This window comes from Hoylesella pleuritidis (assembly GCF_963541955.1).
Lineage (GTDB): Bacteria > Bacteroidota > Bacteroidia > Bacteroidales > Bacteroidaceae > Prevotella > Prevotella pleuritidis.
This window is the reverse complement of sequence record NZ_CAUTUT010000011.1, coordinates 18315-41386: the sequence shown is the minus strand read 5'-3', so window position 1 is coordinate 41386 and position 23072 is coordinate 18315. Positions and strand designations below refer to the sequence as shown.

The following is a 23072-nucleotide window of genomic DNA, read 5'->3' as shown; positions in this document are numbered from 1 at the left end:
TTTATGTAGAAAGAATACTGACATCAGAATTCAAACAGGTTCTGCAAGATAATCTTTGTTTTCGGATCGGACGGACGAGTCATTTCAGCATTGATAATCCTACCTTGTGGGTCCAATAAAACAAAGCGAGGAATCAAAACAATTTTATAATCGTCTTTGAATGTACTGTTTTCAGAGGCGTGTAGTTGGATTCCTCCTAACGATTCTTCTTTCACTTTCTTTTTCCAGACAATGCTATCTCGGTCGATAGAAATTCCTATAAATCGGATATTTTTGCCTTGGAATTCTTGTTCCAGTTTTTTGAGTGCCTCAAACTCTTTGCAACACGGTACACACCAGCTTGCCCAAACATCAATATAAACGTAACTGCCTTTATAATCGGTGAGTTTCTTTTCTACTCCATTGATGTCAGGCAAACAAAATAATGGCGCAGCCTGTCCCTTAACCAGTAAGGCATATTGTCGGTAAATCTGTGCGAAACGAGCTTTCATTCCAGAATCTCTGACCATTTTATCGTGCAGAGATTTAACCTCTTTAAGATGTGCTGTACCGGAAAATCTGAGATACCTCGTAATGAAGATATCTGCAAGACGTTCTTTAAGCCGTGGATTCTTAATACTATCACCAACGTATTCCAATTCCTTTTGAAGACGGCAGAAAGGATTATTTGTCTTGCAGTCTCTATATGCAATGGAAGAAATCCATTCTTTCAATGCAAGCCTATATTCATTTAGACTTTCAAGACTGTCGTCTTCTTTTATAATTCGGGCAAGTCGTTCGTAATAACTTCTTGTGGGATGATAAGATTTCAGATTCAAAGCCCGCGAATGATGGAGAGGATAGGCCAACAACATATTGCACACAAGCCAATGCAAACGTTTTCTTTCCAATTCTTTAAAACGATTTGGGACTTTGGCCGAGTCAAGATAAACCTCCAATTTCTTAGGTAATTTCTCCCATTCTGAGATAAATACCATCTCTGATTTCCTATAATCCAATGTCAAATAGCGAAGAAAATTGTCATTCAGATAGCTGTTGGTAGTAGCGAGCAATCCCGAAAATCTCAGTTTCCCATTTACATCTTTCCATATTTCCAATTCTTCTCGCGGATCAATAAATAGTGACCATATTCTATTTGTTTCATACAACGTAGCGTAGCCAGGCGTAAGGACATGGGGCAGACTCACAGAAGTCGCACCGGAAGAATCCAAAAAAGATTCATAGAGTGAGTCACAGAAACTTATTTTGATCTTATTCCCAGCATTTTCCGTAAAATGGATATTGATCTGTGCTATAGTATCTACCCACAAACAGCAGAGAAAGAAAACGATCTCTGTGATGATGCAACTTATTCTTCTCATCATTATGTACCGTATTTGGGGAAGTTATAATCCATATCTATAATCCTACCGAATCCACTAAAAACTTTCTCCGAACCAAAATCAATTTCTCCGTTGCTTTCGTTAAAGTAATACATGTAGACCTTTCCCTCTCCTGTTCGCTCATTATGAGTTGATAAAATGAGCACCTTATTATCATAAGGATGATTGGGAACGATTTTATGTAGTGTTGGTTTCAGAATCTTCATATTTGTAATCAACTCTCCGTCTTTTACAGTATAGACTTTCTTGCTCGTATTGGTACCTATATAATCGTAGAGGTATATATCTTTTCCGGTACTGTAATAAAAGATATTACCGCGTTCTCCCACGGCATAATATAAAGCCTGATCAAGCTCAGGACAATGATCCGCCGAATATTTCGCTACGTCAAAATTATTTTTTGCGTCAAAGTTAAAAACATATAACGTAAGCTGATGGGTATTCCAATCTTCCATTAATGCGTATTCGTAATGCTTGAACCCTGTTTCGATATATCGAAGCGATGCCTTCATATCATTCCAGTCACATATACGCCCTACCGCTTCGGGTAAAGAAGTAGCAGTAAGCATCGGAGCCTTGATTCCGAGAAAACGACCTTTCAATTCGTCATAAATCATTCCTTTATAAGTCCATAGCCATCGGGGTGCCCAGCGTGAAGACTTATAGGTTTCACCTCCTTTCAAAATCGGTTCGGTGAAACCTTTCCCAAGCATTTCATTGATATAATAGCGCCCATCGGATATGATAACTTCGCTTCCACGTCCCAGACACCAATAGTATGGGAAATAGAAATAGTTCTCCACTTTTAAGGGCTTTTTATCCAACATCAGTGTAGGAATATCATACGTTTTTTGCATTGTGACAGCTGACAGCCTAACACCCCCGTCTTCGGTCAATATAGTAACATATTGGTAGCGCCCCAACGCATAATAACTGCCAATCTTTACGCCTTTTCCTTTCAATGGCTCTCCGTTGACAGATTCATACAAATCAGACAGAATAACATCTTTCTCTATACGTTTGGAAATAAATGGTGTCATAATCAAGTCGAAATCCGTTTTCCCATTTTTCTCTTGCAATACCATCCAACCCTCAGATATTGTTCCTTGAATTAACAGTGTGATTTCCTTGTAGACTTTCACATCTGTTTTCTTATTCCGACACGTCAAAACAAGCGTATAAGAACCAGGTGATTCTGTCGTATAATATACAAGTTCCTTATTTGTTCCGATTGATTTCTTTTTATCTTCGCCTCCAACGGTATTCGCCCAGATACGCCATTCAAAATCATATTCATTTGCCGGCTGTCCGTCAAAATCAACTTCCACACCCAGATGCAATGTATCAAATTGTTTAACATATATTGTATCTTTGGATGAAATTCGTATTTCCGGAAGCGGAGTATAATCGTAATTGCCTATATCTCGATAGCAAGAAACTGTAACAAAGAGTAAGAGCAATATAACGAAAAGACTTCTTATTATATGTTTCATAATTCTTCTTTTATTATTGTATCTATTATAATTCAACAGTATTATGAAAGAATACCATCTTTCAGAAAGTAACTGCCAGACCATTTTCATCTGTCAACGGTTCTCCTGGATGATTTTTGTTATACTCATAGAGTGCCTTATTCAATAATCCGATATAATAGATCAGTTCCTGAGCATTCCATTCCTTATAGTCAGTACCTTTTTGTGTTATTTGAATGACAAACTTATGTTTTACGGAACTGTAAATACCGAATTCTTTGGGCCAGTCAGCAGGACGTACTAAGCTATTTGTCAGGATAATCCGGAAGTGAGATTCGTTGATGGGAGCTGCGGAAAAAAAATTGTTTTCACATAACCTTAGGGATATTATCGATGGTTTATTGTCCAAATCTTTTGTCTTTCTTACAATAACTCGTAGCGTTCCCATTAACATATCCTGCGCGATCTCGCATTTCTCGATGAAAAAATTCTCTGTCGCAGCAGTAGACTTTTCTCTATCTATTTCTATTCCCACCTCACGGGATACCGATTGTGGTAAACCGATAATACGTAACGGAATCTCCACAATACCTTCGCCTATATTCGGATGTAATGCAAAAGAGTAGACTGTACTGTCTTCCCGTGCTTGATTATAAACAAAACGCACTGATGCAAAACCAGAGTCAAACTGTGGATATTCCTTCCGACAAGCTGTTGACAAGATACATACTAATGCATTGACAACTATTATATAGAGCAATTTCGTTCTTTTCATCATTTTGTTGTTTTTTGAAATCTGTTTCCATATTCTATTTCCTGATCCGGGAGTGGCAATACATAATAATTCTCATTAAACGGAACGATTGCATTGGGAAGTTCCTTACGATTGGTCCTTTTGCAATAAAAGAACCATTGCCCTTCACCGATAAACTCTTTCCGATACTCTTTACTAATCTCATTTCTCAAAATTTCCTCTGAAATGATTTCAGACAAATCAGATCCAGCATCGAATCCTCTATGATGACGTAATGTATTGAAATAGCTAATAGCCTCGGTACGACTTGCTGCACATTCTGCTGCAATCAGATACATTTCACTTATTCGGATCAACGGTTGTTGATTTCTGTATGCAGCTGGCATTGTCCTAAATTGCCATAGTTTAGAACTCCCATAAAATGTCTCTTTCTGAACTTCGAAATAATAATTGAGTCGCCAGTCGAAACTGCCATATTTCTCTTTTTCGAAAATTTGGTCGATAACCTCCTGACTCATCGTTAATAAGTTACTCTTATCCGAAGTAAATCCTTCACGAAGATACTTCCCCGTGAGATTGTCCAAATCCGTATTATTGAGCATAAAAATACTTTCTGTGAGAAAAATTCCGTCACGCGCCTCCCTTGTTGGAGTCGTCACATTTTCTTGCTTGACCCACGGATATTTATTCGCATTGATCACTTCTAACGCATTAGTCAAAGCATTTTCTCTATCATTTTTGTACAGATAAACGCGGGCCAAAGCGGCACAAACAGCATAATAGTTGAAATGGAAATTGCGGTTCCCAAGGAATGGAGTTACCAAACCTCTTGCCTTAACGGGATCGTTTTTCAATAATCTTTTGGCTTTTTCCAAGTCTGCAACTATGGAATTCAGAACTTCGGAGACAGTTGACAATGGAATTACTTTATTGGAAACCTCTGTCACATAAGGGATTGCCTTAGTATCGGGTCCAGTAGTATAACTTTTCCCAAAAAGACGTAGAATATCAAAATGGAGGAAAGCTCTCAATCCCAAAGCTTCACCTTCATAAATCTGGCTCTCATCCGCAGACAAAACGCCCGTAAACTCGCGAATTCCTTTTAACAGGATATTGGTATTGACAATCGCATTATACATTTTATTCCAAGTATTGTCAATAACAGATATACTGGTCTTATTAGTATATTCGAAGCGATTTAAGTGATAATAGTTTCCCGTTTCCAATGTCCAAACATATTGTTGTCCCAAAACATCTACCATTCCATAAGTTAAATTAGCACCGTAAAGCGATTCTGTACACATTGCAGTATATATACCTGTCAGTTGATCCTTAAATCCGTTTTTATGACTGAAAAGATCATCATATCTCACTTCTGATGATGGACTAACTGACAGCCAGTCTTCACACGCTGTTACCACCAGGAAAAAGAATACAATACCAAGAAAATTACTTATCGTTCGTAATAATATCATTTGTCAGTAAAATTTAGTTATTCAAAAAGTTGTTTGTAAAGAAAAAGAATAAGTACGTGCAAAGGGATAGTCTAATCCCCGCTCGACTTTCACACTTGAGGCCCGGAATACATCATCCATATAAAAACTCACTTTTAGCCGCTTCAAACCAACTCTCTTAATCCAGGTACAATGTTTGAAATCATAGCCAATGTTCAAGGATGAGAGCTGTAGTTCGTTCACATCTTGTATGAATCGCGAACTTGGTTTAGTCATTTTATATAAGCTGTACGAATAGCTTACTATATCACCTGGCTTTTTCCAGATGGCACTATTAATGCGTTTATCTACATTATACAGGATGTTGGCATTTTCTACTCTGTCTACCAAAGTTTGGTTATAGACCTGTCCGCCTAATCGATAATGAAACGATAAATTCAAAAACCATCCCGCATAATCCATATTCAAGCCAAAATTTCCCGTATATTTTGGCATTGCATCTCCGCAAACAACTTGGTCAGAGACATTCCATTCTGTTGTTGTCTTTCCATCTCTTGTTAGAAAGATCTCGTCTCCTGTGATCGGATCTATCCCCAAAGAACGAACAGCCCAGATAGCAGTCATCGACCGCCCCTCTATATAATGAGGAAGTGGTCGCTTTACCTCATTAGATTTTCCTTCCGAAAGCTGCTTATCATTAGCATCGTTATAACTTTGTAAAGCTTTCGATATTTTTTTGATTTTATTCGAGTTTCGGGCAATTGAAAAAAACGCACTCAAATAGCGGTTATTTTTCGTATCCATCAAGATATGCGTATTCACTTTCATCTCCATACCTTTATTTTGGGTGCTTCCGAGATTCTCTTTATAAGTAACAAATCCCATCGAAGGAGGTATAGTCATATCTAAGAGTTGATCTTTAGTTTCTTGAATATAATAATCACAACGTAAATTGAAATGCCCCAACAGATTGAGATCACATCCTATATTATAATCTTGTGTTCGTTGCCATTTTAAATTATCATTAGGTAATCCCAATAGATAAGACCCCACCCAATTATCATACGCGTGAGTTTGATAGTAGCCGAATGTAGCCAATGCTTGATAAGGATTGAATCTTTGAGATCCTGTATAACCATTGGACAATCGTAATTTGAATAGTTTCAGCCATTTTACCTTAGCCAAAAAAGATTCTTTATGCAGATTCCAGCCTATTCCAGCCGACCAAAATTGCCCCCATCGGTTATTTTTCCCAAACATCGAAGAACCCGTAGCACGATAAGAAAGGTCAGCTAAATATCGATCATCATAGGCATAGTTCATTGCTGTGAGAAAGCCGAGTTCTCTACTGATACTTTCACTACCACCAGGACGTGCATTTTGACGGTATTCTTTTCCCGCAGTGATGTGGTTCATCAGTTCATTGGGAAAGCCTACAACAGAAAGTGTTACACTTTCCGCCGTATTTTGTTGTAGATTGAAACCTGCATTCAGAAAAAACTGATGTTTATGCCAGGAGAATGAATAGTTAGCGTTCAAATCCGATCGAATAGAAGATGCTTTTCCGTCAGTTTTATCATAAGTACCCCTTTCAAAGAAACGTTCCTCCTTGTAACTGGCGAATCGTGAGTGCGAAGCCGGATAAAAATCTTCTCGAAGATTCTGCCGTTGAGATATGCCAATACGCCCAGTTAATTTCAGATATTCCAAGATATTCCACTCAATATAAAAGTTATTTGTCAATTCGGTATATTTGCTAAAATTCTTAGTACCGATTTGTGCATCCCATAACGGATTCCCTATCGGGATTTCCATCAGTCCACCACCCCCGATAACACCTGCTATCTTTTTCAAATTTCCATCTGCATCATAAGGAGTCCAATAGGGATTCAAACTAGTATATAAAGAAAAAGAGCCGTAGGGCGAATCGTCGGCACGGTTCAGCGAGACATTGAACAGATTGCGGAAAAGCAAGTTTTTGTATCTATAAGAGAAATTAAATCCACCCGTAAAGGTCTTACGGCCCGATTTTCTCATCACACCTTTGACATCATTGTACAGCAAATTAATACCATAACGTATATGTTGGTCACCCCCCTCCATATACAGCGAGTGTCTTTGCCCCACACCTGTATGTAATGGTTTAGAAAGCCAGTATGTATCTACACCTCTTTCAATATCAGCCAGCACGCTATTGAGGTATTTCTCTTTGAAATAACTTCCCTGTCCTGTGCTATTATTTTTTTCCACTTCATATTTCTCTCGTGCATTACAGAGATTATAACCGGTTAAGTCCGGGGCACTGATATTAAGGTCACCTTTATATGAAAATCTCAATTTTCCCTCTTGCGGTTTATGCGTTTCGATCACCACTACACCGTTGGCTGCTCTGGCACCATAAATGGCCTTTGCAGCGGCATCTTTTAGTAAAACGACGGTCTTAATACGATTCATATCAAGATCAAATACAGTTGTGATATCTGCTTCGAAACCATCCAAAATAAATAACGGCTGATTAGGATTATCACCATAAGTTCCCTTGATGTCAGGAATCCCTTGCTGCCCACGTAATTGTATTTCAGGCATACGGTTAGGATCTGAACCAAAGTTTATGTTCTCAATAATTTTGAAACCAGGATCGATGTTTTTCAAATTCTGCAATAAATTTTGACTGCCATTTTTCATCAGTTCCTCTTGATTGATAACCGTGGCTGCTCCGGTGAAACTTTCCGCTTTCCGATCAAAGATACCTGTAATTACCACTTCGCCAACTTTCTGTGCATCGTCTTTCATTGTGACCGACAGCCGCTCTCCGGTAAAGTGCACAGAAACTTTCTTCATTCCTATATACGAGAAAGTAACATCCGTCACTTGCTTTTCATCAGGAATAGGAATATTGAAATGTCCATCTTTATCGGTTATTCCGCTGATACTTTTATCATTCGTCTGAATGTTGACTCCCAACAGTGGAATACCGTATATATCACAGACTGTTCCTGTTATCGCTTTTGTTCCTTGCTCTTTTTTACGTGAAACGGTAATATACTTACCTTTAATCGTAAAGGCCAGCGGAAATGGGGTGACGATAGCCTGCATTACTTCTTCAATCGTCTTAGATTGTAACTTAATCGTTACTTTGAAATTTTGTATCTCATTATAAATGAACAAAATTTTGAAATTCGAGATATCCTCCACTTTTTTCAAAACAGAAGACATTTGCTCATTCTCACACGAAAGACTGATTTTAGTTTTTGCATTTTGAGCAAAAACGCCATCGGGAATCGCTCCTCCAAAGAAGATCAATAAAGATAGGAATATTTGGGGAAATACTCTTCTCTTTTTCATTAAAAAGTTCTCCATAAGGTATAATTTTAGATATCATTGTCTGTACTACGAAGACAGTATCTATATAGTCCCTATGATTTATTATTTTTTTTTCGTACAATTAACTTTCTCTTTCCTCGATCCCAATAGATAATAAAACTGTTGAAAGCATTCAAATTATCAATAATCCGACCGATTGTTTCACCTCTATCTGCCACAAAATGCAGTTTCAGTTTCCGAAGAGACGGCACCTCTTCCATCTCAATCGTCACATTATACCAATAACCGAGTTCTTTTAAAATATCGGCCAAATAAACATCATCAAAATAAAAATACCCATCTTTCCATTGTGTATAAAGGCCGGTATCAACATTTCTGATTTCATATTTTCTATCCGCATAAGCAATATCTTTACCCGGTGTGAGCAGAATTTCTTTCTCTATTTCAGGGATCCGAACTTTTACTGATCCGCGAATTAAGGTTATATGTTCACTTGAATCTTCATAAGATCTGACATTAAATTCGGTTCCCAATACCGAAATCTTTGTTTTATCCGTAAAAACAATAAACGGTCTATCTTTATCAGGTCTGACTTTAAAATAAGCCTCGCCTCGAAGTCTCACGACTCTTTCTTTTCCACAGAAATAAGTCGGATATACCAAACGACTATCTGCATTCATATAAACTTCGGTTCCGTCATTCAATAACATTTTATAAGTCTGTCCTCGCGGAATCGTTACTATATTTGTTTTGGCTGTTCCGACTTGTAGATTCGAATAATCTGCCACCTGTGATGATAAAATAGCACCGTTTTCTAATTTTGTCTGTTGTTTCTCTTTATAAATAGTTATCTTTTTGTCAATGTGTCCGTTTTCTGTATATTCATCCACTGAGATCGTATTTATGTCTTTTTTTGCTGTATATATAGTCTTCATCACGACCGATTCGTTTATTTTCAAGAACGGATACAACAAGAAAATACATACTATCGCAGCAGCTGCAGCAGAAAGAAGAAAGACAAACATAGCCACTTGACTCTTCTTTCTTTTCTTTTGCAAATTCTGCTTCTTCCATTTCCGCCACTCTTCCTCTATCAAAGGCTCCTCAAAACGACGACGCAACAAGGCCTGCTCACACTCATAATGCAAAAGTTCGACGTGCGAATCTACTGGTTGATTATTTTTATTTGAATCTTTGTTCATAAAGCAATCTTTATTTATTTACTACGAACTTACTGCCACTTTAATACCCACCTTTTTTGTATCTGACAGAAAAATGTTTCCGAATCGTATCTAAACCTTTCATTATATGTTTTCGGACTCCGCTTTCAGAAAGCCCAAGAATCTCTGCGGTTTCTCTATATCTCTTTTTCTCTATATAACATAGTTCCATTACTTTCTGTGTGAGCGGAGGAAGTTTATCGATAATAGCCATTATCATTTTTATTCGCTCTTCGCTCTCTTGATGCGCATCAGAGTTCTGTTCTTGTATCAGAGACAAATATGAATGAATATGATTCTTTCTGATTTTCGCTTTTCTTATATGGTCGATACAGAGATGACAGACATGAGTATACATATAAGTCAATGCCGTTTCTTTCTTGAAATCGGCGATTCGTTCCCACATAAAATGGAAAGAATCGCTGACGATATCCTTGCAAACCTCGGGATCGGGGATGAAATGAAGTGCATAATAGTAGAGACGAGAGTAGTTTTCTTTGAAGAAAGTTGCAAACTCTCTTTCCAAGAATACTGATCCGGTTCTTGCCGTTTTACCTCTTATCATTGTTTTGTTTTTCTTTCAGCAAAGATACAATTTAATTCCGGATTCCATCAAGGACTAAAAGATTAAAATTTAACCGTTCAAAATTTGTAAATCTTTTATTAAGGGATATCAATTTGCAACCGAAACGCTCAGACAAAGAAAATATTTTCTGAATATTTTTGAATTGGTCTGATTCACAAACCGTTACACTTTCTGTTGTAACTAACTGTTAATTGCCGTGCGTTTAACGGCATTTCATCGGCTAACTAACAGTTAAACGCACGACGATTAACGGTTAAATGCCAAGCGATTCGATACTCCCCATAAGACGAGTTGTTTTCCATTGATTTTCAATGAGATACCGGTAGTATCAAAGAGGTAATAATCTGTTCTGTGAGAGGTATTTAACGACAGACCAAACGGCTTCTTAATGATTTTTATTATTTACAGAGATTTTCCTTTCTTTAATTCAAAACGCAGGGTCAGTTTATGTGAACCTCAGAGTTTCCTTTCGTCACGAGATGACGAATTATGGAGAAATAAGGAACAATTTATGCGCAAAATATATACAAAACGTACTCGTTTTAAAATTTTATTTGTATTTTTGTCGCCGACTTTAATATAACATCCCAAATAATTTTGTTGTAATTGGGCAGAAAAAATATGCCGAGCCACATCCCAATACCACGAAATATGGGACAAAACTTAATGACACAGATATGAGAAAATCAATGAGATCTGCTGCGACTACACGTGAGTTGCCGCTCAAAATCTTGAAATTCGCCTTTTGCCTGACCTTTGCGTTCACGCTCAACGTCAATGCGCAGACGGCGAACAAGACCGTATCGCTTTCTTTCAAGGACAAAACCGTGACCGAAATCTTGGATGTTATTGCGCGCCAAGACGGTTATACGGTAAACTGTTCAGATGAAGTGAAAACCTATGCCACGACATTAACAGTCTCGTTTGACAATGTTACAGTGATTCAAGCCACCCAACAGTTGCTTTCGCACACGCCGTTTACTTACAGTGTGAGCGGTAAGGAAATCAAAGTTTTCAAGTTGGATAGCCGACAGTCGGGCAACTATCAGATTACCGGTGTCGTGAAAGAACGCAACGGAACGACGATTCCTTTTGCCACAATTCAGATTAAAGGCACTAAGACGGGTATCACGACGGATGCCGAAGGGCGGTTTACGTTGAAGACGGACAAACGCAACGGCGAGCTCACGGTATCTTGCATAGGTTTCGCAACGAAGTCGGTGGCTTTCAATGCGGATAAATCTTTGAACATCGTTTTGACAGAAACAGCCCATACTTTGGGTGAAGTCTCAGTGATTGCTTATGGTAAACGTAATACAAGAGAACTTGTCGGAGCTATCTCTTCGGTAAAATCCGACCAACTGCAAAAGATGCCTAACTCGAGCATCGAGACTTTGTTGCAAAGCCGAATGGCCGGTGTGGAGATTACCAACCTATCGGGAACACCGGGCGGAGGCGGTTCGCAAATCACCATTCGCGGTTATAACTCACTCAACCAGCAAGGAGTAAACGACGGTTCGCCGCTGTTCGTAGTCGACGGAGTGCCTGTCGTCTCCACCACCTCTACCCGAACGGGCGGTATCAACACGCTGGCAGGTCTCGATCCGTCGACCATTGAGTCGGTGGAAGTGCTTAAAGATGCCGCTTCGGCATCGCTTTACGGCTCGCGGGCATCTAATGGTGTGATTCTGATTACAACCAAAAAGGGACACAATGGTAAGTCGAAGTTAAGCATAGATGTATCTCAAACGCTGTCGTGGTTGCCTGCTACGCCTCTCCAAATATCAGGAAAGGGCGAGCGAGACTTTGCTTCTCTCTTAGCTAAACACCAACGAATAGGCCATTATGATTGGGCAACTAACCGACTGGTAATACCCAGGAATCACAATGATACGTGGGGATGGGACTCTAACTATGATGGAGCCTATGATTATTTTTGGCGTAACGGTAAGGTACTTGACAACAATTCGGGTCTTCCCGGCGTTGTGCAGGACTCCCTGAATACCTTTTATAACAATCGCACTAACTGGTGGAAGTATGCTTTCCGAGTAGGACGCATCACGAAAGCAGATGCCCAACTGTCGGGCGGAACTGACAATGTGCGTTATCTGGTCAATGCAGGTGTGTACGATGAAAAGGGTATTATGATCAGCTCCAGCTTCCGTCGGCTCAGTCTTTTATCTAATCTTGACGTGCGACTCTCACCTTCGCTCGATATGTTCGTGCGTTTGAATATGGCCTATACCAATAAAAATGCAGGGGCAGATCAAGGTAAAATCCAAGGATTGACATTCGACCCGAAGAGTACTTCGACGCTGTTGCCGGGCCGAGGATCCATTGCCGAGCAAGAGGCTTTAAGAAGACTGCGCGACGTTCATCGCGAGAACTCCAATTATAACATACGTATCAATCTCGGACTGAACTATCAGATTCTGAAAGGTTTGAAGTTTTCCTCCACGGTTGCATTGGATCATTATTTCACGCGTTCATACACTTTCACGCCCAATTATCTCACACAGAATCGGCTCTCGGAGATTAATGCCTCTAATGTTGCTATGACAATGCTGCAAGCCGAGAATCTTCTTACATACAAATTCGACATCAACGGACAGCACAACTTTGAAGCAATGACCGGTATTACCTATAATCACGACCTGCTTCAAACAATGTCCGGATCTGCAAAAGGTGGCCCTACAAATCGCATCCGCTATGCAGGCGAAGGATGGCCGCAGCTTTGGAAAAATCCGTCGGGTACGATAGAAGCCTTACAATCGCTGCTGACTAATAAGGAAGAGCAAGCTATGATGAGTTATTTAGGCCGTTTGGCATATAATTATAAGAAGCGTTATCTGGGCGAGTTCTCTGTTCGTTCAGACGGTTCTTCTGTCTTCGGAAGCGACGTTCGATGGGGGACCTTTCCCTCGGTAGGTCTCGGTTGGGCATTCAGTGAGGAACCGTTTATGAAGAACCTATGGTGGTTGAGCTTTGGAAAGCTGCGTGCTTCGTGGGGTAAATCTGGTCAGAAGTTTCAAGAAGCATACTTAGCCTTAGGCGTAATGTCGGAAGCTAACACTTTCTTAGGCAGTTTAGGACTTATCCCTTCGTTTATGGCGAACAATAAACTAACATGGGAAAAGAGTGACCAATACGACATCGGACTCGATCTTCAGCTATTAGACTATCGGCTGAAAGTAAAACTTGACTATTATTATAAATACTCTTACGCGCTTCTGATGCAGACCCCGCTGCCCGGAAACTTCTTCCTTACTGATAAGGTTTGGAATAATTCGTCGGCTCTTTCCAACGAAGGTATCGAGTTAGAGGTGCAGGGCGACATCATTCGTAACGACAAACTGAGGTGGACGTTGGGCTTCAATATCTCCCACAACCGCAATATGTTCCGCAAATCTTACGGTAATGAAGATCTGCCAGATAAGGTTTTAGGGCGTTCGATATACGGAATCTATACCTATAAAGATGAAGGCATCGTGCAGAATGAGTCCGAGATACCTTATTATTATAATATGCAGGGCAAGCGGACACCGCTTTATTTCGGATCGGAGAACTATCCATTACGCGTAGGCGGGCGCCGAATCAAGGACCAAAATATGGATGGAAAGATCGATTCTGAGGACAGATACTATGCGGGAAGCACGCTTCCGATGGCTTACGGAGGTATTTTCAGCTCATTACAATGGAACGGTTTCACAGTAGATGCACTCTTCGGATTCACCTTGAAACGCAAAGTAATGAATATGGTAAAGAACTCTGCCTTCTCGTTTACAAAGGAATTCGGTGTTATGATGAATGATTATCGAAAGAAAAAGTTCTGGACTCGTCCGGGCGATAAGGCTGACTATCCTTCTTTGGAATTTGCAGATCAAGGTTATATCGGGCAGTTTGACGGCGATATCGACAGTAATATCGAGACCATCAGCTTCTTACGCCTCAAACAGTTGACCGTCGGATATACCTTGCCTAAGCAGTGGCTGAAGTCTTTCTTTATCAAAGACATCAACGTATATTTGTCTGGTGAGAATCTGTTTTTACTCTCTAACTACTCCGGAGTAGACCCTGAGGTCATCAATCCATATACTGGAAAGGACCTCGGCGACCAGTATCCGCTTAATCGTAAGATAACATTCGGTGTCAATTTTAAATTCTAAGACAAATGAAACAGTATTTGATTGCCTGCGCCTTGTGCATCGCTTGCACATCGTGCAACCTCGATATAGAACCCGAGAACGGACTGACTTACACCAATTCGTTCAATACCGAGACAGAACTTAACGCCACAACATCGTCCATTCAGTTCTTCATCAACTCAGCAGTACCTGAAAATCAAGTCTTTATTACTGCCGGGGTAAAAGCCGACGAACTTAAAGAAGGCGAACAAGTAAGACAATGGAATCCGAAGTCTGTCATCGATGTACAAGACTGGAAAGGCCTTTACGACTTGGTATTTGAATGCAATCTCTTGCTTGATAATATCCATCGGACAGCAGGACTTAGTCAGGAGCGTCGCAACTTTCACGTAGGACAAGCCGAATTCGGCCTTGGATTGGCTTATTTAGTACTTGTTCAGCGTTATGGAGACGTGCCTATCCCCATCGATTCAAAAACAATCGCAGCCTATGGAACATCTCCCCAAATGCAAGTCATCAACACTGCCATTGAGCACGCACAGAAAGCGTTCGACATTCTGCCCATTTACGGTCAGTTGAAAGATATCAACGGTAATATCATTGTTAATAAGCAATATGCTTCAAAAGGCGCTTGTGCTGCGCTGTTGGCCCATCTTTATGCGTGGAAAGGCAGCGTGATAGACCTCTATAAACTAAAAGGTGATGCACAAGAAGCTTATCGTAAGTCTGTGGAATATGCCTCAATGATCATCAGCAGACAAGTAGGGCCCTATCAGTTGTGCGCCAATCCCGAGGAGTTATGTACATACCTGTCCGACCCTTCACGTGTAAATCCTGAAGCAATCTTCACAATCGTCTATGACATCAACCGTTCTACTTATGCCGTTACGCCTAATCGCATTGCGTCGCAATTTGTCAGTTGGCCTGTGAAAGAGACTTCTCTGCTCGGCGATATTGTGTCGGAAACCGGTTTTCGGATATACAAGAGCACTGTAAAGGGAATGTATTCGTCTGACGACTTACGTCTAAAAGCGTTCTTTTATAAGATAGACAGCCTCCACGTTGTGGATAATCACGATTACGCTTTACTCTATAAGTTCCGTAAAAGCGTGTATGATGCCGACCAATATGCACCCAGCGGTAAGAGTTTTCGCAGTTTAAATGCCGACTATGTATACTGGCGCTTAGCCGATATTTACCTTCTTCGCGCCGAGTGTAACGCTAAATTAGGAAACAAGTCGCAAGCTATTGCAGACCTGAATATCATCCGATCACGCGCTCAGGCGCCATTATTCGGAGCCTCAACAGAGACCGATGATCTTGCGAAAGTTATTTTCCGGGAACGTGAAAAGGAATTTATCGGAGAGACAGATACGAGATATTTCGATATTATTCGTAACAACTACATCTCCACCGAACTGCAAGGCAAATTCCGAATGCTCACTCGTCAGGATATCATCAACGGTGCATTGGTACTCCCTGTGCCTCAAAGCGCAATGAAAGAAAAGGACGGCAAGGTGATCAATACCGTTATTCGACAGAAAGCTTATTGGTTACCGTTTATGTAAATAGACTGTGATCAGAATTTGAATTTTAAAATATCAAACAGACAAGAATATGAAAAAGGTTATATATATAATAGGTGTAGTGTTGCTGACAATGGCCAGTATCGGTTGCACCGACTACAATTTGGTAGACACTGGCGAAGCAAATGGAAATCATCAAACCACAATGTGGGAGTATTTTAAGGGCGATTCCTATAACTGGGACTCGTTAGTAGTAATGGCAGACTATGCCGGATTGAAGCCGATTTTTGACGGAACGAGTAAGTACGGTAAACAAATCACGTTCTTCGGAATCACCAATCACAGCATTCGGCGCTATCTTTTGCAAAACAGTTACAAGAGAGTCAAAGACATTCCGAAAGAAGATTGTAGGCGGATGATTCTCAATTGCGTACTCAATCAGCGTATTATGCTCGACGAGTTTACGCCGGGTCGTCCTTCGGGCAGCCCCGATCGCGTTATCGGTACGGGCGGAAAGATTTACGAAATGTTGTCGGGCAAGAAGCTGTGGATATATTCTTTCCGGATATCTTACAACGGAGTGCCCGAAGCCGGACCGTTGAATATCTTCTTGGTATCGCCCGACAGTAAGAAGTCTACACGTGTAGCGTCGTCCAATATACAGACTCTCACAGGCGTTGTACATTCATTAGACTATAATTTCACACTTAACGACTTTTAGAATGAAGAATAAACGAATCGGCAGCATAGGCATATTAGTATTGTTGTCTGTGCTTTTTGCACTTTCATCGTGTGACCGAATGAAGGTGGGATACCTCAACACGACGAATGCGTCATACAATCCTGATACCGTTTTTGCTTTTCGCAATATCGATCCGAAAAGCGAACGAGCTAAGAATAACGCCCCCTGGACTTCTGTCCGTATACAAGGCGTAGCCGGAACGGTACCCATCAACTACGAATATGTGAGTGTAAAAACCGCCAAAGGAGGTGATGCACAACGCTTCAACGAGCAAGTGAAAAAAGGAAACGTATTGATTCAAGGCGGGATTATTCAGCTTTTCCAAGCCGGAGTCAAAGAGATTCCCAACGGAACATATACACTTACCATCCGCGTTTACAACGAAGATCATTCTGCATTATTGAAAGACATCTTCACTTTTGTTGTGAGTGACAATGCACCCACAAATTAAACAGGGATTAAGGAAGCAGAGGAGTTAAGGCATCAAGCCGTCGGTTTACTTCTCAGACAGTTTTACAAACGCCGAGAAAAGAGGCCGCCGGCCTGGTTCCTTAATACTTCTCACTTCTCATCTTTCCATAAAACGAATACAAAAAACATATCAATGATGAAACCTATCAAATATTTTCTATTATCGATCTGCCTGATTACATCGCTTGCTTCCTATGCACAGGGAAGTGCGAAAGGTATCAAATTCTTTACCGGAACATTCAGTCAGGCACTCGATGAAGCCCGAAAACAACACAAACCGGTGTTCGTCGACTTCTTCACCACGTGGTGCGGACCGTGTAAAAGGATGGCTCGCGAAGTATTTACACAAGACTCTGTGGGTGCATTCTTCAATGAAAAGTTCGTTTGTTTGCAGTTAGATGCAGAGAAAAAAGAGAATGTCGACATCGCCAAACAATACAAAGTGGATGCTTATCCCACATTAGCCTTCATCGGAAACGACGGTAAAGCCATTTCCGTCAACGTCGGTGCGATGGACGCCGGAGCCCTGCTTGAAGCGGCACGGATGGCTGTCGGCGAGACCATCGGCTTTGAACAACTATACGAACAGTATAAAAAGTCGCCCACAGATTTGGCTATTCAACAACAGTTATTGTTGAAAGCCCCCAACTTCTTGGGTGCACAAGAAGGGATGGAAGCCGAGAAATGGATTACACGTATCCGCAAATTGTATAACACTTATATTGAGGGCAAAAAGGGTCCGGCGCTCATCAACAAGCAGGATTACCTCATTATATCAGCTCTCGGCAATGAAGATAAAGACAAAAAGACGGCTATGGCCGACTTCATCAATGCCCATCTCCCCCAATGGAAAACCGTTGTAGGCGATGCAGCAGCCTATTACGTCATTGAGCATAACGATGCCTTGATAGAAGACTTAGCCAAAGCCGGAGACTTGAAATATAAAGATTGCGTAGCCAAAATCAATAAAGAATATAAGGATGCATATGCCGTGATTCCACAAACGGGCATTGCTCCCTATGATAAAACAGTGCTTTACAGCGACGCACTCTATCAACTTTATAAGCACAAAGATGCCGGCAACTACATCAAAGCAATGAATGAGATGTTCAACCGATTAGGAGACAAAGCTTCATCGACTGATTTCGGCAAGGCAGCCCAGGATCTTTACTATGCCGCCGGCAGTAAGTTGACGGCCGATCAACACCGACAGGCCATCCAATGGGTCGAGAAAGCCTTGCAGAGTGAGGTCTCAGTAATGGACAGAGTGAACTTCCTTGTGATGATCGGAGACTCTTATCGTGAGCTGAAAAACTACTCCAAGGCTCGCGAATACTATAATCAGGCTTATGCAGAGTCATTGCAAATGGCTAAACAAGAAGCTGCTCAGCAGATGATTCAAGTAGCTGTGATGCGCAAACTCTCTGCTTTGGAATTATTGGAAAAATAAAATCGCAATTATGTTTGGCATCAATCGACTTGCAAGACGTATGCAACGCGTAGCCGTGGCGATGCTTTTCACAGCTTCGACACTATGCGTTCACGCCCAAACAGACGGTTTGCGACAGGGCAAACTGCCTAATGGTCTCACCTATTATATCTGCCGCAACACCGGCACTCCGGGTGAAGTACACTATTATATGTATCAAAACGTGGGAGCGATTTTAGAAGATGAGCGCCAGATAGGCCTTGCCCACGTGCTCGAACATTTAGCTTTCAACACCACAGAGCATTTCCCCGACGGCGTGATGACATTCCTACGAGGCAGTGGTTTGCAGTCGTTCGAAGCGCATACAGGCTTGGATGAGACACGTTATGCCGTTCACGATGTACCCGTCAACGACCCAAAGCTCAACGAGAAAATGCTGTTGCTACTCCGAGATTGGTGTCACGGCATCAAGATTCTGCCCAAAGACGTGGATAAAGAGCGCGGAATCGTCATCGAAGAATGGCGCCAACGCAACGATATCAATCATCGTTTGTCGGATGCCATTGCCCCGGCCATCTACAACAAAGCCAAATATGCCGTTCGGAACGTTATCGGAACAGAGGAGATTCTGCGGTCTTTCAAAGTAGCAGACGTACGCCGATTCTATGACACTTGGTATCGACCGTCGATGCAATGCATCGCCGTTATCGGCGACATAAACCCTGCCAAGATCGAAAGTGAGGTGAAACGGGTATTCAGCTCGTTATCTGCCGGCAAGCCCACAACAATCGGCGATGCACGGATAATACCCGACAACACGGCACCTCTTTATTTCCGGTTTATCGATAAAGATAACGTTTCGGCATCACTCGGTTTGTATCAGCGCAAGAAAGCATCTCAGAGTACTGCCCGAAAGGATGCAACGGACACGTATTTATTGACCCAACTGTTCAACAAATTGGCTCCCCGACGTTTCGCAATGCTGCGAAACCAAGGCTCTGAGAACTTTATTGCCGCTTCGGTCAGTTACAGTCCGCTTGTGCGCAATTATGTACAGAATGCGTGGGATGTGGTGCCTTATCGCGGCAATGCACTCCAAGCACTGCGTCAGGTGCTTGAAGTGCGTGAATCGATACGCCGCAACGGCTTCTCGAAAGAGGAGTTCGAGGAGGTCAAAGCAGCGATGTATAAGGATATGAAAGCCGTTGTCGAGAGCAAAGAAGAACTCGGAACCCCCGACAATCTAATGGATATGTTCAAGCAAAACTTCCTTTACGGCGATCCGATCACACCTTTCAAGGAGCGCATCGGAGAGTCGTTGGAACATTTGTTAGAATTAGAAGCAGACGATCTCAATACCTGGATTCGTTCTTGGATGGATGATACCAATCTGTCGTTTATCACCTATTCTCGTACACCCGATGAAATGAACGTCTCACTCGAGCAGTTCGTTGCGATGTTAGACAGCGTGAAATCGCAGCCCGTTTCAATAGAGAAAGTGCCACAGCAGATAGAACGCATCGTAGATTTCGACATCAAGCCCGGTAAGATTACGGCCCAGCAGACTATCGAACAGCTCGGAGCGAAGGAGTGGAAACTAAGCAACGGCGCACGGGTGCTGTATAAATATCTGCCCGAAGCTAAGCAACGACTTTACTTTGCGGGGTCTGCGACAGGCGGAAAATCTGTTGTTCAGCCTGCAAATTTGCCTGCTTACGCAGCAATCAGAGCTCTTGCAATGCAGAGCGGCGTATATAAGTATAACCGTAACGATCTTTATCAATGGGTGAAAAACAAGGATTTTGAACTCACGTTGTCATTGGAAGATTATTCGGATGCCATCGGCGGTAACTCATCTATCAATGATGCCGGCGACTTTTTTGCTTATCTCCACTTAGTTTTGGCGCATCAAACATTTCGTCAACACATTTTCGATAAGTACGTTCAGCGCAGCAAGTATATCTATGAGACACGAAACCGCACGGGAATGGCAGCCGTTCAGGATTCTATTCACGATATTCTGTTCCCGCCAAGTGCTGAAAATCCCAAGGCTAACACGGCATTTTACGATCGGATGAAGCTCGATGATGTAGCGGCTGAGTTCAAACGCCATTTCGGAAACGCTGCAAACTTCACGTTCTGTTTGGTCGGCAGCATTCCCGAAACGCAGGCTCGGCAACTCATAGAGCGGTATATCGCCTCGCTGCCGGGCGTTCCCGGTACGCCGAAAGTACAGATCCGACCGATGGATTACGCTTCCCCGGCCCGTGAAATCAATCGAGAACTGACAGCAGATATCGATGGCGACGTCGGCGAAATCGAAATATCGTACAGCAACGACAAACCGCTTACCGAACGCGAACAAGCTGCTTGGGAAGTATTCCGCAGTATTTTGGAAAACCGTTTCTTCACCGTGTTGCGCGAAAAAGAACATATTACATACAGCATTGCCGTCAACGCATCTTATCAGGAGCATCCTGCTGTCAGCGAAACACTGGGCATTCATTTCACCACCGAGCGTTCGCGAACCGATGAAGCCAAGTCGATGGCCTATCGATTGCTGGAAGAAATAGCCCGCGGTAATTTCTCGACAGATGAGTTCAAGAATGCTTTGGTACCATTGGCAATGGACGAAAACACAGCGGATAACGACGACGCACAGCGCCCCGAAGCACTTTTGTGGATGGGAATGCTCAATCTTTATGCCGAGAAAGGCAATGTGCCGCCCGTAGCCGACAATGAGAAAGAAGACAATCCATTCGGTCTCCTAACACCAAACGATGTCAAAGCCGTGGCAACCAAGGTACTCACGGGCACCAAACATCGCGATATCGTGGTAAAATCATTGCCGCCCCAAGAGCGAAATTGGGAAAAGTAACTCTTTAATAGGGCGTCAGCGAAACTGCCATATGATCCAAATCGAATGTCACGAACTTGAACTTCTGGAAGTATTCAAGACCTACATTGCCATCGAATGATGCCGGAATATTGCGGTCGGATTCCGCTTCCATACTGATAAAAACGTCGGGAAGTAGGTAGCTTATGCCTCCGATACCGAGCGAAAAGTCTTTCAGTAGATAGCCTTTGGTAACCGAGATGCCCCCTACTCCGGCCGAACTGTTCACCGTTCGGGCACCTTTATAAGTAACGGCGGCGGCATTGCGTTTGAAATATCGATAGTAGAGCGTGGCCAAATGGCCTGCTCCTGTATCGGGATTTACAATCAGCGTGTCGCCGTCGTGCTCCATTTGTAATTGCATCAAACCGTTAGACGAGTTCATACAAAGATTCGGTTCCGACTTTGCGGGCACTTCACGGGAAACAAGCAGACGGTTGTCCGCAAAATCGATTTGCACCTTTCGCAGCACACGCATCAGCGGAATACCCATTACACAGTCCATGTGACGCAGATATTGGTCGGCAACGGCATTACCGGACGTGATTTTAATGACATTGAACGGCACATTGCGCAACACTAAGTTACCCAATTTCACTCGATCGGCAAGGGCCACTCCTCCCATCACCATATTCACACCGGCCACCCACGAACGCGCATCGATCATCCGCATACCGCACTTTCGAGCCAGCTCCGGCGATATAATGTTGACACCGGCACCTGTATCGAAGTTGATATCACACCCTATTCCGTTCACCTCTGCGGGTATTGTCATCTGTATACTACGCTTTTTCTCAGGTCCGATCGAGTCGATACGGAAAGGAATGTCACACGCTTTGAGATCTCCCTCAACCTTATTGACAGCATATTTAGCCATCTCACGGAACTGCCTTTCGTGTGAAACAAACATCCGAGCATATGTACTGTCGAGCCTGTTCTGCGCTTGTTGCAGAAAATCGCGTAGTATGTTGGCTGCCTTTTTGTTATGACCGGCCTTGCTCTCGTTTGCTGCCAGCAGGTAAACCATCGACTCGATGTTAGATAATCCCATCTTGCTCCGATGCTCCTTCAGCAGCTTTCGAATCGAGATAGCGGCCTCCTCGGAACGGTTGAAAGCGTCGTCGAGCAGGGCCTTGGCCATATCCCTAAGGAAAGACGACATCAAGTGGCTCTCTGTCCGATATATTTTCCGCAGACGAAACCAGTCGGATGCATTCATCGCAGCACCCGCCCGACGATCTGCCGACTGTGCCATCGTGCTGCTGTAAACAACCGTCAACAGCATTGCTGCCAAAATTCTGTGGAGCATTTTCATTCTGATTTCCTTTCATATAATACGCCGTAAAGATACGAAAAATAATGACAGGTATCTTCATTAGGCTGTGAAAATTGGTTCGGGGATATGGATTTTCTATGAAAAATACGGACAAAAGCGTGTCGATTCACTGTTGCCATCCGGCGCGGAAAATGTGACTGAGAATACTGATTTATGTTCTCCATTCATCTGTTTTTGGCTGATATCGTTGCGATTAAGACCTTTTGGGAAGGCCAAAAGCTGTTAGTGAGCACACGAAAAACAGTTCTTCGGTAGCTCATTAAGGTCTTTTTACAAGGTATTTTAATGCTGCCGATACCCTATAAAAATCTTAGAAGACTAATAATCAACCGATT

14 protein-coding genes are annotated in these 23072 nt (G+C 42.2%); 6 read left to right on the top strand and 8 right to left on the bottom strand.

Translation table 11 applies throughout. From position 1 onward, the window contains the following. Window positions 1–23 precede the first annotated feature (23 nt). The 7 genes from RWY97_RS06070 to RWY97_RS06040 all read right to left on the bottom strand — a co-directional run bounded on the left by RWY97_RS06070 (window position 24) and on the right by RWY97_RS06040 (window position 10171). Entirely contained in the window at window positions 24–1364 is a 1341-nt protein-coding gene (locus tag RWY97_RS06070) for a TlpA family protein disulfide reductase (RefSeq protein ID WP_315566115.1), read from the bottom strand. After that, entirely contained in the window at window positions 1364–2875 is a 1512-nt protein-coding gene (locus RWY97_RS06065; RefSeq protein ID WP_315566113.1) for a PKD-like family lipoprotein, read from the bottom strand. The genes RWY97_RS06070 and RWY97_RS06065 overlap by 1 nt, the downstream gene beginning before the upstream one ends. A gap of 61 nt (window positions 2876–2936) precedes the next feature. Further along, entirely contained in the window at window positions 2937–3632 is a 696-nt protein-coding gene (locus tag RWY97_RS06060) for a DUF4843 domain-containing protein (RefSeq protein ID WP_315566111.1), read from the bottom strand. Beyond that, window positions 3629–5083 (bottom strand): RagB/SusD family nutrient uptake outer membrane protein, encoded by a 1455-nt coding sequence (locus RWY97_RS06055; RefSeq protein ID WP_315566109.1) that lies wholly within the window; start codon window positions 5081–5083, stop codon window positions 3629–3631. Before RWY97_RS06055 ends, RWY97_RS06060 begins: the two co-directional genes overlap by 4 nt. 21 nt (window positions 5084–5104) lie before the next feature. After that, window positions 5105–8407, bottom strand: coding sequence for a SusC/RagA family TonB-linked outer membrane protein (locus RWY97_RS06050; RefSeq protein ID WP_315566108.1), 3303 nt, complete (start codon window positions 8405–8407; stop codon window positions 5105–5107). Window positions 8408–8478: 71 nt separating this feature from the next. Then, on the bottom strand, window positions 8479–9588 hold the full coding sequence (locus RWY97_RS06045; protein ID WP_314078975.1) for a FecR family protein: 1110 nt from the start codon (window positions 9586–9588) through the stop codon (window positions 8479–8481). Between the two features lie 40 nt (window positions 9589–9628). Continuing rightward, a complete protein-coding gene (locus tag RWY97_RS06040) occupies window positions 9629–10171 on the bottom strand; it encodes an RNA polymerase sigma factor (RefSeq protein WP_024992119.1) in 543 nt (180 codons plus the stop codon). Between the two features lie 698 nt (window positions 10172–10869). Here RWY97_RS06040 and RWY97_RS06035 point away from each other — a divergent pair. From RWY97_RS06035 to RWY97_RS06010, 6 genes are all read left to right on the top strand, one after another. Continuing rightward, a complete protein-coding gene (locus RWY97_RS06035) occupies window positions 10870–14358 on the top strand; it encodes a SusC/RagA family TonB-linked outer membrane protein (protein ID WP_021584208.1) in 3489 nt (1162 codons plus the stop codon). A gap of 5 nt (window positions 14359–14363) precedes the next feature. Further along, entirely contained in the window at window positions 14364–15905 is a 1542-nt protein-coding gene (locus RWY97_RS06030) for a RagB/SusD family nutrient uptake outer membrane protein (RefSeq protein WP_315566107.1), read from the top strand. 49 nt (window positions 15906–15954) lie between these two features. Beyond that, window positions 15955–16584 (top strand): hypothetical protein, encoded by a 630-nt coding sequence (locus RWY97_RS06025; protein ID WP_021584180.1) that lies wholly within the window; start codon window positions 15955–15957, stop codon window positions 16582–16584. 1 nt (window position 16585) lies between these two features. Beyond that, window positions 16586–17056, top strand: coding sequence for a hypothetical protein (locus RWY97_RS06020; RefSeq protein ID WP_021584173.1), 471 nt, complete (start codon window positions 16586–16588; stop codon window positions 17054–17056). A gap of 156 nt (window positions 17057–17212) precedes the next feature. Next, window positions 17213–18526 carry a thioredoxin family protein gene (locus RWY97_RS06015; RefSeq protein ID WP_315566162.1) on the top strand — a complete coding sequence of 438 codons (1314 nt, stop codon included), beginning with the start codon at window positions 17213–17215 and terminating at the stop codon, window positions 18524–18526. Between the two features lie 10 nt (window positions 18527–18536). Then, a complete protein-coding gene (locus RWY97_RS06010) occupies window positions 18537–21383 on the top strand; it encodes a M16 family metallopeptidase (RefSeq protein ID WP_315566104.1) in 2847 nt (948 codons plus the stop codon). A gap of 4 nt (window positions 21384–21387) precedes the next feature. Here the strand turns inward: RWY97_RS06010 and RWY97_RS06005 are convergent, their stop codons facing one another. Continuing rightward, the gene (locus tag RWY97_RS06005) at window positions 21388–22710 is read right to left on the bottom strand and encodes a retropepsin-like aspartic protease (RefSeq protein WP_315566103.1); all 1323 of its coding nucleotides are present in this window, start codon (window positions 22708–22710) and stop codon (window positions 21388–21390) included. Between the last annotated feature and the right edge of the window lie 362 nt (window positions 22711–23072).

Coding starts and splice junctions, on each gene's coding strand:
- RWY97_RS06050 (WP_315566108.1), bottom strand. CDS start 8,407: ATGAAAAAGAGAAGAGTATTTCCCCAAATATTCCTATCTTTATTGATC.
- RWY97_RS06005 (WP_315566103.1), bottom strand. CDS start 22,710: ATGCTCCACAGAATTTTGGCAGCAATGCTGTTGACGGTTGTTTACAGC.
- RWY97_RS06060 (WP_315566111.1), bottom strand. CDS start 3,632: ATGATGAAAAGAACGAAATTGCTCTATATAATAGTTGTCAATGCATTA.
- RWY97_RS06025 (WP_021584180.1), top strand. CDS start 15,955: ATGAAAAAGGTTATATATATAATAGGTGTAGTGTTGCTGACAATGGCC.
- RWY97_RS06065 (WP_315566113.1), bottom strand. CDS start 2,875: ATGAAACATATAATAAGAAGTCTTTTCGTTATATTGCTCTTACTCTTT.
- RWY97_RS06045 (WP_314078975.1), bottom strand. CDS start 9,588: ATGAACAAAGATTCAAATAAAAATAATCAACCAGTAGATTCGCACGTC.
- RWY97_RS06020 (WP_021584173.1), top strand. CDS start 16,586: ATGAAGAATAAACGAATCGGCAGCATAGGCATATTAGTATTGTTGTCT.
- RWY97_RS06010 (WP_315566104.1), top strand. CDS start 18,537: ATGTTTGGCATCAATCGACTTGCAAGACGTATGCAACGCGTAGCCGTG.
- RWY97_RS06030 (WP_315566107.1), top strand. CDS start 14,364: ATGAAACAGTATTTGATTGCCTGCGCCTTGTGCATCGCTTGCACATCG.
- RWY97_RS06040 (WP_024992119.1), bottom strand. CDS start 10,171: ATGATAAGAGGTAAAACGGCAAGAACCGGATCAGTATTCTTGGAAAGA.
- RWY97_RS06015 (WP_315566162.1), top strand. CDS start 17,213: ATGAAACCTATCAAATATTTTCTATTATCGATCTGCCTGATTACATCG.
- RWY97_RS06035 (WP_021584208.1), top strand. CDS start 10,870: ATGAGAAAATCAATGAGATCTGCTGCGACTACACGTGAGTTGCCGCTC.
- RWY97_RS06055 (WP_315566109.1), bottom strand. CDS start 5,083: ATGATATTATTACGAACGATAAGTAATTTTCTTGGTATTGTATTCTTT.
- RWY97_RS06070 (WP_315566115.1), bottom strand. CDS start 1,364: ATGATGAGAAGAATAAGTTGCATCATCACAGAGATCGTTTTCTTTCTC.